Source organism: Flavobacterium orientale, assembly GCF_014638005.1.
In the GTDB taxonomy this organism is placed as follows: domain Bacteria; phylum Bacteroidota; class Bacteroidia; order Flavobacteriales; family Flavobacteriaceae; genus Flavobacterium; species Flavobacterium orientale.
In genome coordinates, this window is sequence record NZ_BMFG01000005.1 from 137,884 (window position 1) to 155,251 (window position 17,368).

At 31.6% G+C, this 17,368-nt stretch carries 9 protein-coding genes; 5 read left to right on the plus strand and 4 right to left on the minus strand.

What is annotated here, in order from left to right; all coding sequences use genetic code 11:
• The first annotated feature begins 16 nt into the window (after positions 1-16).
• From IEV15_RS08085 to IEV15_RS08100, 4 genes are all read left to right on the plus strand, one after another.
• Positions 17-694, plus strand: coding sequence for a hypothetical protein (locus IEV15_RS08085; RefSeq protein ID WP_188362017.1), 678 nt, complete (start codon positions 17-19; stop codon positions 692-694).
• A gap of 144 nt (positions 695-838) precedes the next feature.
• Positions 839-1,474 (plus strand): ribonuclease H1 domain-containing protein, encoded by a 636-nt coding sequence (locus IEV15_RS08090; RefSeq protein WP_188362018.1) that lies wholly within the window; start codon positions 839-841, stop codon positions 1,472-1,474.
• 6 nt (positions 1,475-1,480) lie between these two features.
• Complete coding sequence (locus IEV15_RS08095; protein ID WP_188362019.1) at positions 1,481-3,847, plus strand: UvrD-helicase domain-containing protein; 2,367 nt, start codon at positions 1,481-1,483, stop codon at positions 3,845-3,847.
• 231 nt (positions 3,848-4,078) lie between these two features.
• Positions 4,079-4,897 (plus strand): hypothetical protein, encoded by an 819-nt coding sequence (locus tag IEV15_RS08100; RefSeq protein ID WP_188362020.1) that lies wholly within the window; start codon positions 4,079-4,081, stop codon positions 4,895-4,897.
• Between the two features lie 709 nt (positions 4,898-5,606).
• On the opposite strand, the gene IEV15_RS08105 is transcribed toward IEV15_RS08100, so the two are convergent.
• On the minus strand, positions 5,607-8,606 hold the full coding sequence (locus IEV15_RS08105; RefSeq protein WP_188362021.1) for a DEAD/DEAH box helicase: 3,000 nt from the start codon (positions 8,604-8,606) through the stop codon (positions 5,607-5,609).
• A gap of 810 nt (positions 8,607-9,416) precedes the next feature.
• Between IEV15_RS08105 and IEV15_RS08110 the strand changes: the two genes are divergently transcribed.
• Complete coding sequence (locus tag IEV15_RS08110; RefSeq protein ID WP_188362022.1) at positions 9,417-10,391, plus strand: PQQ-binding-like beta-propeller repeat protein; 975 nt, start codon at positions 9,417-9,419, stop codon at positions 10,389-10,391.
• 40 nt (positions 10,392-10,431) lie between these two features.
• Here the strand turns inward: IEV15_RS08110 and IEV15_RS08115 are convergent, their stop codons facing one another.
• The 3 genes from IEV15_RS08115 to IEV15_RS08125 all read right to left on the minus strand — a co-directional run bounded on the left by IEV15_RS08115 (position 10,432) and on the right by IEV15_RS08125 (position 16,654).
• On the minus strand, positions 10,432-11,769 hold the full coding sequence (locus IEV15_RS08115; protein WP_188362023.1) for a hypothetical protein: 1,338 nt from the start codon (positions 11,767-11,769) through the stop codon (positions 10,432-10,434).
• Positions 11,770-11,857: 88 nt separating this feature from the next.
• Entirely contained in the window at positions 11,858-12,391 is a 534-nt protein-coding gene (locus tag IEV15_RS08120) for a hypothetical protein (RefSeq protein ID WP_188362024.1), read from the minus strand.
• 888 nt (positions 12,392-13,279) lie between these two features.
• Entirely contained in the window at positions 13,280-16,654 is a 3,375-nt protein-coding gene (locus IEV15_RS08125) for a T9SS type B sorting domain-containing protein (RefSeq protein WP_188362025.1), read from the minus strand.
• Positions 16,655-17,368 lie beyond the last annotated feature (714 nt).

The window sequence follows — 17,368 nt, forward strand, 5'->3', positions numbered from 1 at the left end:
TTTAAATACATGTATTATGGCTCGACGATCAAGACCTTTAAATACAACTAGAAGTGAATTCTGGTTGAGAAAACTTATAAATGAACATTCAAATTTATTGAATGAGTATTTACTTGAAAATAAAATAATTTCTAAAAAAGATATTATTGAGTGGTTATCACCGATTTCAAATGATGACAATGCTGAATACTACGACGAGGAGTTTTTAGAAAAATTAAAAATTGATAAGAATAAATTAAAAATTCCATTAAAAGAGTTTTGGCCTTCTGGTGGTCCTAGATGGGATGGTATAGGTAAAACCAATACTAATAAATACTTTTTAATTGAGGCAAAAGCCCATATTGAAGAAGCCGTTGATTATGGTTCAGGTGCAAAAGCAATAAAATCAATAAACTTAATTGAGAAATCAATTGAAGAAGCAAAGAATTTCTATTCAAATAATCAATCTGCTTATTGGCAAAAGCCATTTTATCAATATGCAAATAGGCTTGCACATTTATACTACCTGAAAGAATTAAACGAATTAAATGCCTATGTCATATTTATCTATTTTTGTAATGCACCTGATGTGGTTAAACCTACCAGTAAAGAAGAATGGACGGGACACATTAGAACTATTGAAAAAGTATTTGCATTAAACGGAAAATGCAAGAATAAGGTAAATTTCCTTATAGATACTGATAAGTTAAAATAACGAGGAGTTATTATTTTTAAAAAATATAACTGTAAATTAATGATATAAGTTAATATTATGATCTAAATAGGTTTGTTGCTTACGAGATTTTTTAAAATAAACCTAGTTATTCAAAGTGAAGTATAAAGTGTTTGTTTTTTTTAAATGGCTAAAAAACCTAAATATTACGTAGTTTGGTATGGTAGAGAAACAGGAGTGTTTGACTCATGGGAATTGTGCAAGCAACAAATAGATGGTTTCCCTTCGGCAATTTACAAATCATTCAACACCAAAGAAGAAGCTACAACTGCATTTGCCAATGATAGTTCCTATTATATTGGCAAAAAAAGTTTAGCCAATAAAATAGTAAAAAAAAATCTATATCATTTAGGTGTCCCAATTACTGAAGCCATTGCAGTAGATGGAGCATGGAATACCGCAACAGGTATGGTGGAATATCAGGGAGTGTATCTAAAAACCTATGAAGTTTTGTTCCATATAGGTCCATTAGAAGATGGTACCAATAACATCGTAGAGTTTTTAGCCCTTGTTCATGCTTTGGCTTTATGTAAACAATGGCATTGGAAAGTACCGATTTATTCTGACAGCACCATTGCCCTAGGTTGGGTAAGAGATAAAAAGGCAAGAACCAATCATTTACCCAGTGAAAAGAATAAAAAATTGTTTGAAATGCTAGAAAGAGCGGAAAAATGGTTGGAAAACAATACTTTTGATAACGAATTATTAAAATGGGAGACCAAAGCATGGGGTGAAAATCCTGCTGATTTTGGGAGAAAATAAATCATTATGTTAGAATACAATAACACCATACTTAGGGGTTTAAACGATAAACAAAAGGCATCCATACTTTCGGAAGCCAAAAGAGTCTTAGTGCTTGCAGGTGCAGGTTCAGGTAAAACCAAAACTGTTATTTCAAAATTACTTTATTTAATTTTTGAAAAAAACGTAAAACCATCTTCCATATTAGCCATTACTTTTACAAAAAATGCTGCTAATGAAATGATTGACCGTTTAATTGTTTCTAGTGAAACCACAAATACTTATGAAGCTTTTATTCAAAATAAAACTACAACCGCTTTACAAAAAGATGTTGAGAGAAGGAAAAGAATTCAAGAGCAACCGTGGATTTCAAATTTAACCATCAGAACATTTCACTCTTTATGCTATAAAATACTCCGCGATAATGGTAATCCGGTTTTTGACAACAAATTCAAATTAATTACAGATAATGATGTTGAAGAAGTTGGTGTTGAGTTAAAAGGAATGGATATCTTATCAAGTGAAAAACCAAAAGATATAATTGGTAAAATGTTAATTCTTGCTTGTAAGAATAGAGGCTATTTTTTAAAACTAAAAAGATATATTTTAGATTATTACGTTGATAAAGTTTCTTTAGACAAAGAAATGAAATCCTACGCCAATGAAGGTCAACGAACGTATACAACACTAAAAGGAGAAACAGTAAAATCAAAATCAGAACGCGATATTGCCGATTGGTTGTATCGCCATAACATTAAATATGTATATGAAAAAGTAACCAATTTTAAAGATTTTAATTTTAAACCTGATTTCTTTATTCCGCAAGCCAATCTTTATTTGGAACATGTAACAGATAAGAGTTACTCTATGGAAAATAAAGAAAAACAGTTTATAAAAAGTGGCAAAAATTGTGTTATTACTTACGAATCCATCATGAATAATTCTATGTTGTTTAATTTGGCAATGGAAAGAATTATAAAGGGTAAAATTACGGAAGAAATTACGGAAGAAATTTCTTTGAATTATGAAGAAGAATTTAAAAGCTATCATAATAAAGTGGATGAGTTTTTAAAAACGGTGATGCGACTTCAGTCTATGATTAAAGGTGAAGACATTAATCCTATCAGTTTATTTGATAAATCATCCATTAGCGAACATGAAAGAATTAGAGTTTTTTATGAGCTTGCCATTCCATTAATTGAATCTTATAAAAGTTATTGCACCAATAAATCCTACGTTGATTTTGACGATCTAATCATCTTAACTGTTAAGCTTCTTATTGAAAACCCTGATGTTAGAAGTTTCTATCAAAACAAATACAACTATTTAATGGTAGATGAATTTCAAGATGTCAATGGTTTGCAAGTTAAATTACTGGACTTATTACTTAAACCTGAAAATCAATTGTTTTGTGTAGGAGACGATTGGCAAAGTATTTATGGCTTTAGAGGTTCGGATGTTGATTATATCGTAAATTTTGAAAAGCATTACAAAAATTGTGAAGTTTATAAACTGGATATGAATTACAGAAGTACGCAAACCATTGTTGGTGCAAGTAATGAAGTAATAAAACATAACAAAAATCAGATAAGCAAAGACATAAAAGCTTTTAAACAAACACCAAGCAAAATTCAAATTTATAGAGCAAAAAGTTTAGATATTGATGGTGTAGATTTTTTAGTTGAAGAAGTAAGGAAACTCTATAGCAGTGGATTGGGTAAAGACGATATACTAGTTTTATATAGACGATCAAAAATGTATAGTCACTATTTTAGTGCATTGAAAGACAACAAACTATTTGTGTCATCCAAAACGATACATGCTTCTAAAGGATTGGAAGCAAAAGCAGTATTCATTATTGGTTTGAAAGAAGGAAATGGTGGCTTTCCCGATATATGGTTAGATGATGCTATTTTTAGGGTTGTTAAAGATGTAAAGTACGACATTTTACTTGAAGAAGAAAGACGCTTGTTTTACGTTGCCATAACAAGAGCAAAAGACCAATTGTTTTTGATAACAGAATTAGGTAATGAATCTTCTTTTGTGGATGAAATTCCTAATCATTTTTTCCAAATTAATAAATCTGGATTAAAAAGTGATGTTGAATTAATGCTCGCTTGCGATAAATGTGGGTTGTCAATAAATGAATCAGATAACTTTTGCAGTAAATGTGGTAATAAATTAACCTCTGAATTAACACCAAAGGAACTTCCTGATTATGTTAAAAAAGCAAGGTTAATTCATAAAAATGCATATGAAACTTGGAGTAGTGATGACGATTTAAAACTAAAAGAACTCTATTTGCAAGGAAATTCAATAAAGCAATTAAGTGCGTATTTTGGGAGGAACTCAGGAGCTATTACTGCTAGAATTCAAAAATTAGGATTTGAATAAGTGATTTGTCTTAGCTTCCGCAGCTATCTGAAGTCTTATACGTTAGCACTGTGCTAGGCGAATTTCTCTGACTTCCCACGCTGCTTGCACGAATCCTTTCGTGTAGCTTTTAAATTAAGCAACTCACTCGGCGAATGTTGAAAACCAACTAAAAAACAGCATTTTACGGAAAACCGTAAAAATGTATGATTTTCAAATGATAAGTTTACCTAAATTATAAAACTACCTATTATGAAAAATCAAACAATTTTTTTATTGCTGACCCTAGCTGTTTTTTTAACTTCATGCAAACCTACTTTATTTTATCAAGTCTATGAGACCGTTCCTAAAAATCTAAAAAGTGAATCCAAAACGCTAGTTTTCGAAAATGAACAATGTAGTATTAGCTATAACTTATGGTCTAATGAGGGAGATCCCGGATTTGTTTTTTTTAATAAAACCAATGAATTGATCCATGTGCATCTTGACGAGAGCTTTTTTGTGATTAATGGAACAGCCTATGATTATTTTCAAAATAGGATTTTTTCAAGTTCCAGTGCCACTTCAACACAATCTACAAAAACGAATTCCGTAACACAATGGGGCGGGTGGTTAACTGCCTTAAATGTGCAACAACAGTCGTATGTAGCAATCAACAACCAAAGTGGCATTACAGAGGTGGAATCAAGAACAATTACAATTCCTCCCAAAACCTCGAAATCAATTTCGGAATTCAAAGTCAATAATGTAGTATTCAGAAGTTGTGATTTATTTTTATTCCCAACAACTAAGCAAATCAAATCTATAACGTATAATGAAGGTACTACACCGATACAATTTTATAATTTAATAAGTTATAAAGTCGGTCAGGCAACGGCTCCTCAGATAGTACGCCACGATTTTTATGTTTCCTCCGTCACAAACTATTCCGAAAACGATTTTTATCGCTATGAAGTTGATGAATTTTGCGGTAAAAAAAGTCAAAACAAAAAAAGATATTTTTCACATAATGCCCCTGATAAATTTTATTTAGAATACATCAGAAACTCAGGCGATTCAAGGAAAAATTAAAAGCGTTAAGATACCATTTCAGCCGTTTAAATTTAGATTGATAATGGACGCTCGGTGTCTCCAAAACCCTTGAAGCGTTGTAAATTCTTTAAGGTAACGAGATTAATTGATAAAATTTGAATCTTCATAATGCAACAGGATATCCAAAATTTAGTTGGATAAGCGTTGTCTTGGAAGTCTTCAAATGTTAGAATGGGAAACGAACCTGGCTCCCCGTATTCTCTGACTTCGTAGCTTCATTTTAAAATAATTACAAACCCAACAGCTATCGAGATTGTGTTCTTTTCGGTAGAACAAAACGAATTCATAAACGACTTGTAGTCAGAGCTTATATAGCGTTGCATTTATAATTCTGAGAAGCTGAAACAAGTTCAGCTTGACAGAGCTGGGTGTAAGTTTAGATTGAAGAGATGCTGAAACGAGTTCAGCTTGACAGAGTCGGGTGTAAGTTTAGATTGAAGAGATGCTGAAACGAGTTCAGCTTGACAGAGTCGGGTGTAAGTTTAGATTGAAGAGATGCTGAAACGAGTTCAGCATGACAGAGGGGGATTGAACCTTGAACCCTCGAAGGGTGTTGAACCCTTCGAGGGTGGGTGCTTCGACAGGGTGAGCAGGTCAGAGGGGTATTTAATTGGATTTTGTATGAAAACCGGTTTTACACTATAGGTCGAGTTGATGGATTTTTTTTATCCCTTCAATTATCTTATAGTTATGCATTTTCAACATCATAACTATCAAACAACGTTTTTTGAAACACATCGCCGTTGAACTTATTGATTAATTCTCGGATAAATTCGTAGTGCTTTACATATTGATTGGGGATGACTACTAAATGTATCTTCTTGCCGGCAAGTAATTCCATTTTAATTGTATCTGATTGAATGGTCTTTTTGTTTTGATAATGCTCTCGCCCATTTAATTCAAAAACCACTTTGGGGATGTTGTTTTGATAAAGTACGCCATCAAATTCTTTTTTATTGATTAGTGGGTTGTTGCTTTCTTCCGGAAATAAAGCAGCTACCTTTATATTTCTCGCAAACCTGGCATCGTTTAAGGAACAATAGTGTTGCATGGTTATATAGAATTCATCCTCAAACTTGGAATTGTTGGAGAAGCCTATTGTAAACTTATTGACTGTACTTTTCGCTATTTCAGTGGTTCCGTTTTTAGCGGCATATTCTATTAAGGCATACAAATCATCGTCTTTTCGGGATAAGCTATCTATTGCTTTTTTGTCGGTGACCACAATTAAATTTTCTTTTGCTCTGGTAACACCCACATTGATTAATTGGCTGTTGTTTTTAATCCAGTCGTAGGTTCTAGGGGTTGTTTTCGTTGAAATAGCAGTGGAAATGATGATGGTTTTATTTTCTTGGCCTTGTACTTTGTGAATGGTGCCGCAACTTACTGAAGTAGCTATCGCCCCTGCTCCTTTTGCTTCAGCTAAAAAATAATTGATTACTTCTTCCTGATTTCTAAATGGCGTCAGTATGAAAACATCTGTTAGGTTATTGTCTTTTATATACTTTACAATTTCCGTTGCTTCTTCTATCTGTGCATTTTTTTTCTTTTGATTGGCGTTATTTACTTCCAGCAATTTCAACGTACCACTATTTGTAATCGCGGTAAGGTTTAGTCTTTGTTCATAGAAACGCTTGTTAGAATAATCGATAATTTTCTTGCCACAGCGGTAATGGTAACTCAATAAAATTTCCCTTGAAATGCTGTCAATATTTTTATAAACGGACAGTATGGAGTTGTTGTAATAATCATACTCTTTACTGATATTGAATTGCTGCATTAATTTTTCGTTCTTGCTTTCTTCAAAAATGATGATGGGTTTTAGTTGGTTGGTATCCCCTATCAGCACCATGTTTTTACATTTAGTTATCGGAATCAAGCTGGTTGGAATGTCGCATTGACCCGCTTCATCAATCGTCAATAAATCAAATTTAAATTTGTATCCCAATCGACGGCTTGAAATATTGGTTGTTAGTATGATTGGGAATACTTTGGTGAATTTTTCTAGGTTTTTGTCGCTTCCCATCCATGCATTAAACTCTTTTACTTGTTCGTCTTCGGACAGATAGAGTATTTCAATCAATTCATGGTAGTCTTTGCTTTTTAATCGTTTGATGTATTTCAAGGATTCATAGTAGAAAAATTGAAGGAGCTTGTGATTGCCTTGGATACTTTCAAAGATTCCTTTTACATTATCATCGGTAGTTTCGGGAATGGAATTTATTTTCTTAATTAACTTCTCTTTTTCTTGTTCGAGTAGCCAATAGTTTCCTTTTTTCAACAACTCATTTATAAATTCCAGATTTTGCTCTAAGTCCGTTCGTTCTTCGTAATTGTGTAATTTATCCAGTAATTGTTGGTTTTTCTCTCTTGAATTTTCTTTTAGATTGAGTAATAAGGACTCTTTTGGCACGTCGGTCGTTTCAAACTCGTACAGCTTTTTAATCGTTGCTAATGCCTCTAGGGTGCATTGTTTATTTCCTAGTCGAATAAAGGGTAACAAAATTTCTTTATCTCTATACTTTCCCAATACCAATTTCTCTTTAATTCCATCGATTGGGATATTGTTGTTAGACGTAATCAAAAGTGTTTTATTGTTTGTCAAACAGTTAACTACGATATTTAAAATCGTTTGCGTTTTTCCTGTTCCGGGCGGTCCTTGAACGTAGGTAATGGGGTATTTTAACGCATTATAAATCGTACGAAGTTGGTCGATATTTACATTGTTGTCATAGAGCACGATGTGTGGTTCTTTTCTGTTTTTCCTGTCTAATAAGGACGTGTTTCTAAAGAATGCCTTCAAAGGAATTTGCATTTCATCGTTTTTGTGCTCCGAATTTATACCCTCGTAAATAGCGGTGATGTCTATTCGTGCATAGCCTAAAATGACGACTTCGGGTCTGGTGTTGGGTAACTCCCCTGCTTTAAAATTATCCCGTAGCATTTCGATAGTGCCGGCTCGGTCATTCAAATAAGACTTTTCAAAATCTGCACTGCTTACATCCGTATAATAAGACAAGGTGTATTTTACATCTTTTACAAAAAAATTGGGGTTAAAGTGCGTTTTTTCACTGATTTGAATGGTTCTTTTTACGGGGTCGTAGGTTAATTCCCGGTAGGCTACCACAAATTTTCCTTTGGATTCTAAATCAATTGAAAATTCACATAGAGCGAGTTTGTAATCGTGGAATTTGCTGTACTCATTTTGATATATCTCTTTGATCATGTGCCGTTGTTGCTCTAAGGATAGCTGGTACGGGTTCTGCTTGACCAACTCCGTTACATCAATTTCAGGAATTAAATGGGATCTATGAAGAAAGGGGTCTTTATTGGCTTTGTAGCATTCTAAGTAGTAGTTTACTATATTGTTGTCGTATTGGTCAAATTCGTAGTGTTGTAAACTTTCATCCTCATCAATTTTTTTTATCAATTTATCCGGAACATCGTAATGGGAGAACTTTAGTAGTTCTGCCGTTTGGATTGCAGAAATGTAAATGGACGTGTTTAGTATGGGCTCGTCTTTCATTACATTGAACATGTCGACTACTATTTTGTCATTAGCGGTAATGTCCGTAATGCAAATCCAAAAAGGTTTTATCTCCCCTTGCTTGTTTTTGTAGTGGATGCTTAGGTATTTACCTTCTCTAATGGCGGCTCCTATAGTTGCTGTAATCTTTTTGTTGCTCATTTGAATTGGTTTGCGAGGGGTTTGGGTGGCTTATAGAGAGGAATATCAAATATACGAGATTATCTTTGAATTTGAACCCTCGAAGTGTGGGGAAAGAAGGTTTAATCGACTAAGTAATAAAGCCTAAAAATCAAGAAATAGGTTTTATTAATAATGGAAAATACTTGCTGAAGTTTGTATCTTGAAGAATAGTTTGACGTTTTGGATTAATTTGAAAAAGGGCTCGCTGGACGTTCCTAAAAATTTGGCAAGAGATGTTTCTTCCATTGGTCATTGGGGGGAATGGGGATTATGAAGTGGTTGTTAAAAATACCGAAGACTTACAGTATGTGCTGTATTTGATTGAACAGGATCTGTAAAGATTGAATATAGTAACTTTTCAATTTGTGCTATTTAATGTTTTGATGATGAATAAAGTTTATCTTCTTAAATTATTAAAATTAATTACATATGGAATTGAAAGTAAAAAATTAAATACTTAAGCAGACTGAATATTGTAAAAGGCTATTTATAGGGAAATCAAGATAACTTTGTAGAAACCGTAATGACTATTGGTGGACATTTAATAGATATTCATAAGGTTGAAGTACTTAAGAAAATTAAGTACGATGCTTACAAATATGAATGTATAAATAAGATAAGAAGTCATTTTTACGTTATTGTACCAATCATTCGTTAAGTACCAAATGTATCCAAAAATGTAATCTTTATATGAAACTGATAACAACTACTTCACTCTTTTTTTTCTACCTATTTTCGTACGCACAAATTGAATTCTATAGCTCAAAATTTGAAATATCAAATCATAATTTGACAGCGTTTTATTCGTCCATTATTGATGATTATGAATCTGTTTATGTTATAACTAATGATTTTCACATTCATGCTATAGACAAAAAAACATTATCCACTAAATGGTCTTATTATTTAGCTACTAAAAGTAATGTTCGGCCTGTACTATTTCAAGAATCCATTTTAGTTGGGCAACACAAATCTGCAAATGAAAATTATTGTGTACAATTAAATGCTTTTACCGGCGATACTATTAAAACATTAAAAATAAATAGATTTGAGACTACCCCTAACATCAAAGATAATATCTTATTTGGCACTGCAATAAATCCAAAAACCGGCGGCTCAATGATTGCTTATGATTTAAATAATAATTCAATTGTTTGGCAAAAATTCATTGCTCATGGGTATACCAAAAAACCGTATTATTTTAATGCTAAAATTATTGTAAATGCTGAAAAAGATAATTGGTTTACTATTGATTATTATGGGAATATAATCGATACAATTTGCACTAAAAAAAATAGGTTTTTTGATGATGAAAATGCATGTTTAAGAAATTTTAAATTGATAACATTTGATGAAAAAGAATTGAAAAAAGCATTTTTGGAAAAGCATTTTAAAGAAACATCCAATATTATTCAAGAAAACAATAGTAATATGACCGTCCTTATGGCAAATGAAACTTTGCTTATAATTGGTAAAAACAAAAAAATATTGCAAAAAATAAACCTTAACAATCATATTCCAAAAGTAAGTGATAAAATAAGTGACTACTCAGCGATATTGAAAATAGACGATACCAAGATATGGTTTTTTTATAATGACAATTTAGCGACCTATGATATTAAAATGAAGATTATGACAAATATTTACGACTTAAAAAAATGGAATACACACCAGTTGGTCTTAGATTTAAGTAATTTAAATTTATGGCTAATATCAAAGAATGACGGCCAACTTTATGGCTTAAAACTGAATCAATACTATTAACAGTTTATTAAAATAAAAATTTGTAATCAATTATCTTAACTTAGTTATTAGCTTTAAAATAGGAACTATTAGATACATTATTATTAAAATTGTCAATTCTTGTTTGGAATTCCTTTGTAAGCTTAACATCCCCTTCCTCTTTATAAATTGCATGCAATATAGTTAGTGTATTTAAATGGTTTGGATTACTTCTTTCAGCATCCTTTAAATACGACTTCATTTTATTAAAATTAATTGCTATTTTTTGTTCAATTAATGTTTTTTGTTGGTTATCATTTGTTTTTTGTAATTCTTGCATAAGACCAGCTGATATTTTACCATAAAATAAGCCCAAATAAAAATAAACCTCTGTTTCGTTTGGACTTTTTTTGAGCACTAAATCATAATGTTTTAAAGCCTTTTCTTCAAATTTTTTAAATTCACTACTTTCATATTGAAAATCAATTGCAGCTTCCAAACATGCAGTTATTACGTCAATTTGAAGAGAAATATTTTTGGGGTCTTTGGAAGCAATATCTATAAATTTTTGTACATATAAATCATATTCTTTTTTATTTTTATAATGTAGCAATTCCCTTCCAATTAGATCAGGATTATCAGAAAACAATATCTTGCCTTTTTCCAGATATTCAAATGCTTGCTTTTCATTCGTATCTATTGTTAAATCAAACAAGTGTGCGTAAACAATGACTTCTTTGTAATTTTTATTATATAATTCTATATACTTTTCTAATGCTTTATTTTTCATTCCTAATTTAACGGCAGTTCCAGCATACCAAAAAGTGTACTTTTCTAGTTTCGCATTATCAAAATTTTCATGATTTATATGACTGTAAATATTTTGCAAATCAATTAAGCAACCTACATCATTTAAGGTAGCATAATTATAATTTTCGGAAGTTATTATAAATTCATCACTTAACGATATTTCTAATTTTTTAAAATACTCAATTATTTTATTTCTAAGTGAGTTGTTTTTTGGAAAATCATCAAATAATTTTAAAAATATTACAAATGACATTCTACCAGACTCTTCTTGTCTTAAAAAATTCGGATTATATGATTTTTTTAAAATTCCTTTTCTATACGATTCAAAAATTTCAAAGTAAATTTCACCAAACAAAAAAAAATCATTGAAATCATATATTTCGTAATTTGAAAGCTCATTATCTTTTGAGGTTCTTATTATTTCAATTTTTTCGAAAGCGTTTGATAATTGATTTACATCTCCAGATTTTTTGAAGGACGTAAATTCATTTTTAGCAGATTTAAAGACATTCTGATGATAATGATTTTGAGAAGTAGCAATCATTGTGAAAAAGAAAATAATATATCCATTTTTCAAAATATGTAGAAATTTAACTTTGATCAGTTCCATAAATAAAATTTTAAGTTAAAAAATGTTTGTAAATGTAAATAATTTTCTTTTATTTTTACAGTGCAAAAATAATTTTCGAGTTACAATATTAATAATTAGCCGAACTCCAATGATATAGTATCCAATTCGTTTTAGTTTCAATTAAGTAATTGTGTTCATGCCAATAATCGTCAAAACATATTACATTAATAATGGTATTTTGATCTAGTAAATTAAAATAAACTTCGCGGTTGTCATTTTTGGTAAATTCGAAGGTAGGTTTAGCGATGATATTGGATATGGTTTCACTGTAATTCTTGTAGAATAATTTTGTTGAAACCTTTTTACCAATTGTATTAATAAAACCACGCTGAGCAATAAAAAACTCAATAAATTGGAATACTGTTGGTGTAGTTGTGTTCCAATGTTCTTCCCAAATAGCAAGTGCCTTGGTTTGTTTTTGTAATAAATAAATAAGTGCCTCAATATTGGTTGTTGCCTCTTCTTTTGATAAGGTGATGACTATAGCTTTGTTCCAAAAGGAGCTATTAGTTTCAATTGCATAAAAATCAGCTTTTTGCCAAATTTCATTGGTTAATAAATAGTTATATTGATGCGTGTTATAAATGGTGTTTAGGTTCATTTTAAAAAAGATAATATCATAAGGTTGTTACAAGATACAATTGGGTGACATTTATATCAGCATTAAAGGTTTATCTCCCCTTACCAGTTTTAATAGGTTATGCTTAGGTACTTACCTTCTTTAATGGCTGCTCCTATAGTTGCTGTAATTTTTTTGCTGCTCATTTGAATTGGTTTGCGAGGGGTTTGGGTGGCTTATAGAGAGGAATATCAAATATACGAGATTATCTTTGAATTTGAACCCTCGAAGGGTGTTGAACCCTTCGAGGGTGGGGAACCCTCGAAGGGTGGGGAAAGATGCTTTGACTTGTTGGGGTGATTGGGGTGGAGATGCTGGAACAGGAGATGCTGAAACGAGTTCAGCATGACAGCGTCAAATGTAAGTTCAGATTTAAGAGGTGCTGAAATATTGAAATAATTTCAACACAAGCAAGTTCAGCATGACAGCGTCAGGAGCAAGTTCAGCGTAAAGAGAATCTGAAACACGTTTAGGTAGTTAGTGGCACACAAGTTGCCAAGTGCTTCCTATGACTACTGTCATGCTGCCTTAATTCACTATCTAGTAATGACTTTATACTTAGATTTATCCAAAAAACATAAGATTGAAGCAATCGTTTTCTCTCCAATTACGCCTTTGATTATTGTCCGGTATAATCCCCAAAATAGGAACATTGAAAAAATCAATAGTGATAGTACAAAGTTCATAATTATGGCTCAGTGGTAAATTTAGTCTAATGGTTTTCCGGTTTGCGAAGACGGGGTTTTTACAACATTAAACTTCAATAGAAGCACAAAGCTTGAATTTAGCACTTCGCTTTCTTTGATACACAAAATTTACTTTTAGTACTAAAACCGCCACTTCTTACCTAACTTGTTGATAGAAGCCTTGTCATCTTTTCAAACTAAAATGACCTTTATATTCTTTTCCGTTTTCTCTTGTAACCACAAACCAATAGTCACTTGATAAAAGCTCATTGCCATTATATGTACCGTCCCAAGAAGTGGTATTATTCAATGTTTTTATGAGCTTACCATAACGATCAAAAATATTTACTTTTAAGTTTGGCTCATAATAAGAAAATTTAATTGCCCAAGTATCATTATATCCATCACCATTGGGCGTAAAAAATTTAGGATACGTTAGCAAGAATATATCATCTGCGGCAATGCCACATCCATTTTTATCACGAACATAGACGGTATATTGTCCGCTATTTAATCCAGAGAAGATATTACTATCTTGATAAATAATGCCATCTATTGAAAATTCATAATTTCCAAAACCATTTGTGTTTACAATTATTATGTTTTCTGCATCAGTCCAATCTTGAGTTTCAATAGAAGTAATTGTTGCAGCATTCGATAGAACAACAGTGAAATCTTTTGTTGTAGAACATATTTTATTTCCATAATCAAATGATGCCGTAACTGAATAATTTCCGGGTTGTGAAATTGTAATGGCTTGTGAAGTTGATCCATTAGACCATAAATAACTATAGGAATTATTAGTAGCATTTACCAGTACACTACCATTTTCACATAGTATCACATCGTTAGGGATTGTTGAAAGAATTGGAGTTGCCAGAAGTAAAAAATCAATCTTGGCAATACTGGAACAATTATCAGGTGATATAATAGTTACAAAAACAGGGTTCTGATTATTTAGTATCTCATAACTTGTAAAATTTTGAATTTGATTGTTAAGATTTAAATTTTGAGCATCTGTAATTGTCGTAAAATAATAAAAATTATAAGCACTGTGATTGTTTATCAAAAAAGTAGCATAATCTGTTAAATTTATTGTTTCAACTTGGTTGTTATCACTATCGCAAACATAGGCCTGATAATCAGAAACCGAAGGGTTTGGGAGGTAATTTGAATTGAAATTTACATTAATAGCTTGCGAAGTACAATTATTATTTTTCACTACTATTATATAATTGATATTACCTGTTAAATTTGAAATAGTATTATTTGAATCCCAAGTAAGCCCATTGTCAAAACTATATAAATCAGCTACTGTTGTTATGGTAATACTACCATAGGTATTGCAACCGGCATTTGCTATTTGATAACTCGGAGAAATATCAGTAAAATCTTGAAGATGAATAAGTACAGAATTAGATTCACAGTTTACTCCATTTCTAACTTTTATAAAATAAAAATTAGGCGAAAGGTTATTAAATGAGGAGTTTGATGACCAAGTAACGCCGTCATTAATACTATACTCTTGAGCCGTTGTTAAAATATTTATACTACCATTATTAGTACAACTTGAATTAATTAGTGAATAATCAATATCAATAGCTAAAATATAGGTTTGTAAGTAGACTATTTCCGCTAATGATACACAGTTTTGAGCATCTTTAACTTTTATTTGGTGATAGCCAGGATTTAAGTCTGTTGCAATGTTGTTAGTCGACCATGTAACTCCGTCATCAAAACTATATTGGGCTGCTTGCGTAATTACTGTAATTGTACCCAACATTCCACAAGCAGGTTGCGTGAAAGTAACTTGAGGTTTCTGTAAATTATCAGTTCCTATGAAAACTTGTTTAATTTCAGAAATACAATTAAATTCATTTTTTATCATAACATTGTAACTACCGGCACTTAGATTGGAAAAAGTAGCATTGTCGAACCAAGTAACTCCTCCATTTATGCTATATTGTTGTGCCGTTGTAGTAATTGTGATTGTACCTCCAATACCGCATCCCGAATTTGTGGTAGTTACTGTAGGTTCAGGGAGTCTGAAAGGCATCATTACAACATACTTAGCAACTGTTATACATCCTAACAATGTTTTAATTCTAACTTTATAATCGTGATAATAATTAGGAGGTAAATTACTTAAGGTTGGATTTGTAGTCCAAGTCACACCATCATCAAAACTATACTCTAATGCAGGAGTTGTTACTGTAATTGAGCCATTAGTTTGACATCCAGGTTGTACGACAATTACTTCAGGTTGCGTGTAAATAGTTTCTAGTGGTGGAGAAATTAATACAACATACCTTGCACTAGATGTACATCCATTTTTTTTAATTAAAATCTTTATGGGATTAAAAAATGCAGTTAAATCGCCTTTTGATGGGTTTGTAGACCAAGTTACACCATTATCAAAACTATATTCATCAGCAGGAGTAGTGATTGTTACAGTTGTAGTTCCGGGAAAACATGGCGACTGGTCAATGGTATAATCAGGAACATCAATAACTGTGTTCACGTTATAAAAAGGACTTATTTTACATAAACTTGAATTAGTAATTTTAACTTGATAATTTCCAACAGTATTCGTACTATAATTTAAATTTAATATACTATTTGTAGCACCTATAATTGCAACCCCATTTTTATACCATTGAAAAGAATATCCAGTGCCAATACTTGAATCAATAGCAGCATTTAAAGCTAGTGTATTTTCGCAGAAAATTCCAGTTGAATTAATTTTAAGTCCTAAATTAGAGGAATTGTTTAAGATTATATTATCAAAATAAAAATACGGAAAACAAGATCTATAATCATATTCATCTACATAAGTATCAGGTACATTATAGGGAGAACCTAACATTATTGAATTCACATTTATTGAAGGTGTAAAAATAATAGATAATTGATTCCAGTTTTTTGAAGGTAAATAGTTAGCAGTTCCTAATGGCAGCCATCCGTAAGGAAAAAAGTTTGTATTTGGTGGTGTAGAAGTATTGCAGTTTGATCTACCATATAACGTTATTTCAATTCTTCCAGCGTTCAAAACACCATCATTACAAACTAGTCCGATATTTGGATCGTTACCTATAGTTCTGCCGGATGAAGAAGAAGCAATGTCAAAATTTAACTGATATTTAGTGCCCGCTACTAGCGTCGTGTTAGTACAAATCCCTATAAATTCTTTATAGTCTCGTGCAACTAATATACCTGCAACACCATTTCCATTTGAAGGCGGCAAAGGATAAATACCAGCGTCTGTTGCTGAAATAGGAACAAAACCACAAGAATTAATATAATCAGTAGTTGCTGAACTGGGTAAAAACCAATTTGTTGCTGCATTAAATTGTGCAAAATTATTTGGACAAAAATTTATTTCTTCAAAATCATGGTTATTAACAAAGCTTGCAGTAGTTGTATTTTGGCAGATACAGTCCGGATCATTCAAATCAATCAATCCATCGCCATCATCATCAATTCCGTTATTACAATTCTCTTGTCCCATAGACATAATTGTAAATAACATAAATAAAATTGAAAGTGTCACTTTCTTCATATATAATTATTTTTTTAAGACTTTCATTGCGAATTTTTTGTTTAAAAAAAATCGTCACGGTTTTTTAAAGTTTCTGCCAACTAGCAAACATCTCCAAATATAAACATCTTTTTCACCACATCCCAAAACAACCCAAGAGTTTTCTTATCTGTTTACTAACAAAGAAAAGTAATAATTAAGAAGCCCGATTACGGATTTCCGTAATCGACATATAAATGTTTAATGATAAATCCCACCGACTGGTGGGAGCTTGTTTTTGGAAAGACTAAGGTAGGGGAAAAAAAATTAAGAATTTTTTCATGGTTGGCTTTTCAAGTTTAAAGAATCTCGAGCTATTATAGTCTGGTATTTTATATCCGAAAAGTCGTCAATAAAACGTAAGGGATATTCATTCCTTTTTAAAAATTCATTTCTGTAATTTCTGTCTGTTAAAAATTGTGGAATATTTAGCATAAGTGGTAAAGTTTTATCTGCTACAAATTTTTCGAATTCATTCCAACCTAATTCCCTTTCAAAGCCTTGTCCAACCTGTTGCCCTAAGTCTCCTATCTAACACGCTGCTCGGCGAATGTCTCTGACTTCGCCTTATAAAACGTAAAGTTACTTTAAAATTAACTACATTTTTTAACCTTACTACACAAACCGCTTTTTCTGATGTCAACTCAAATTTTGAATAGAAGGATAATGTGTAAACGCTTGTGGTAATGCAATACG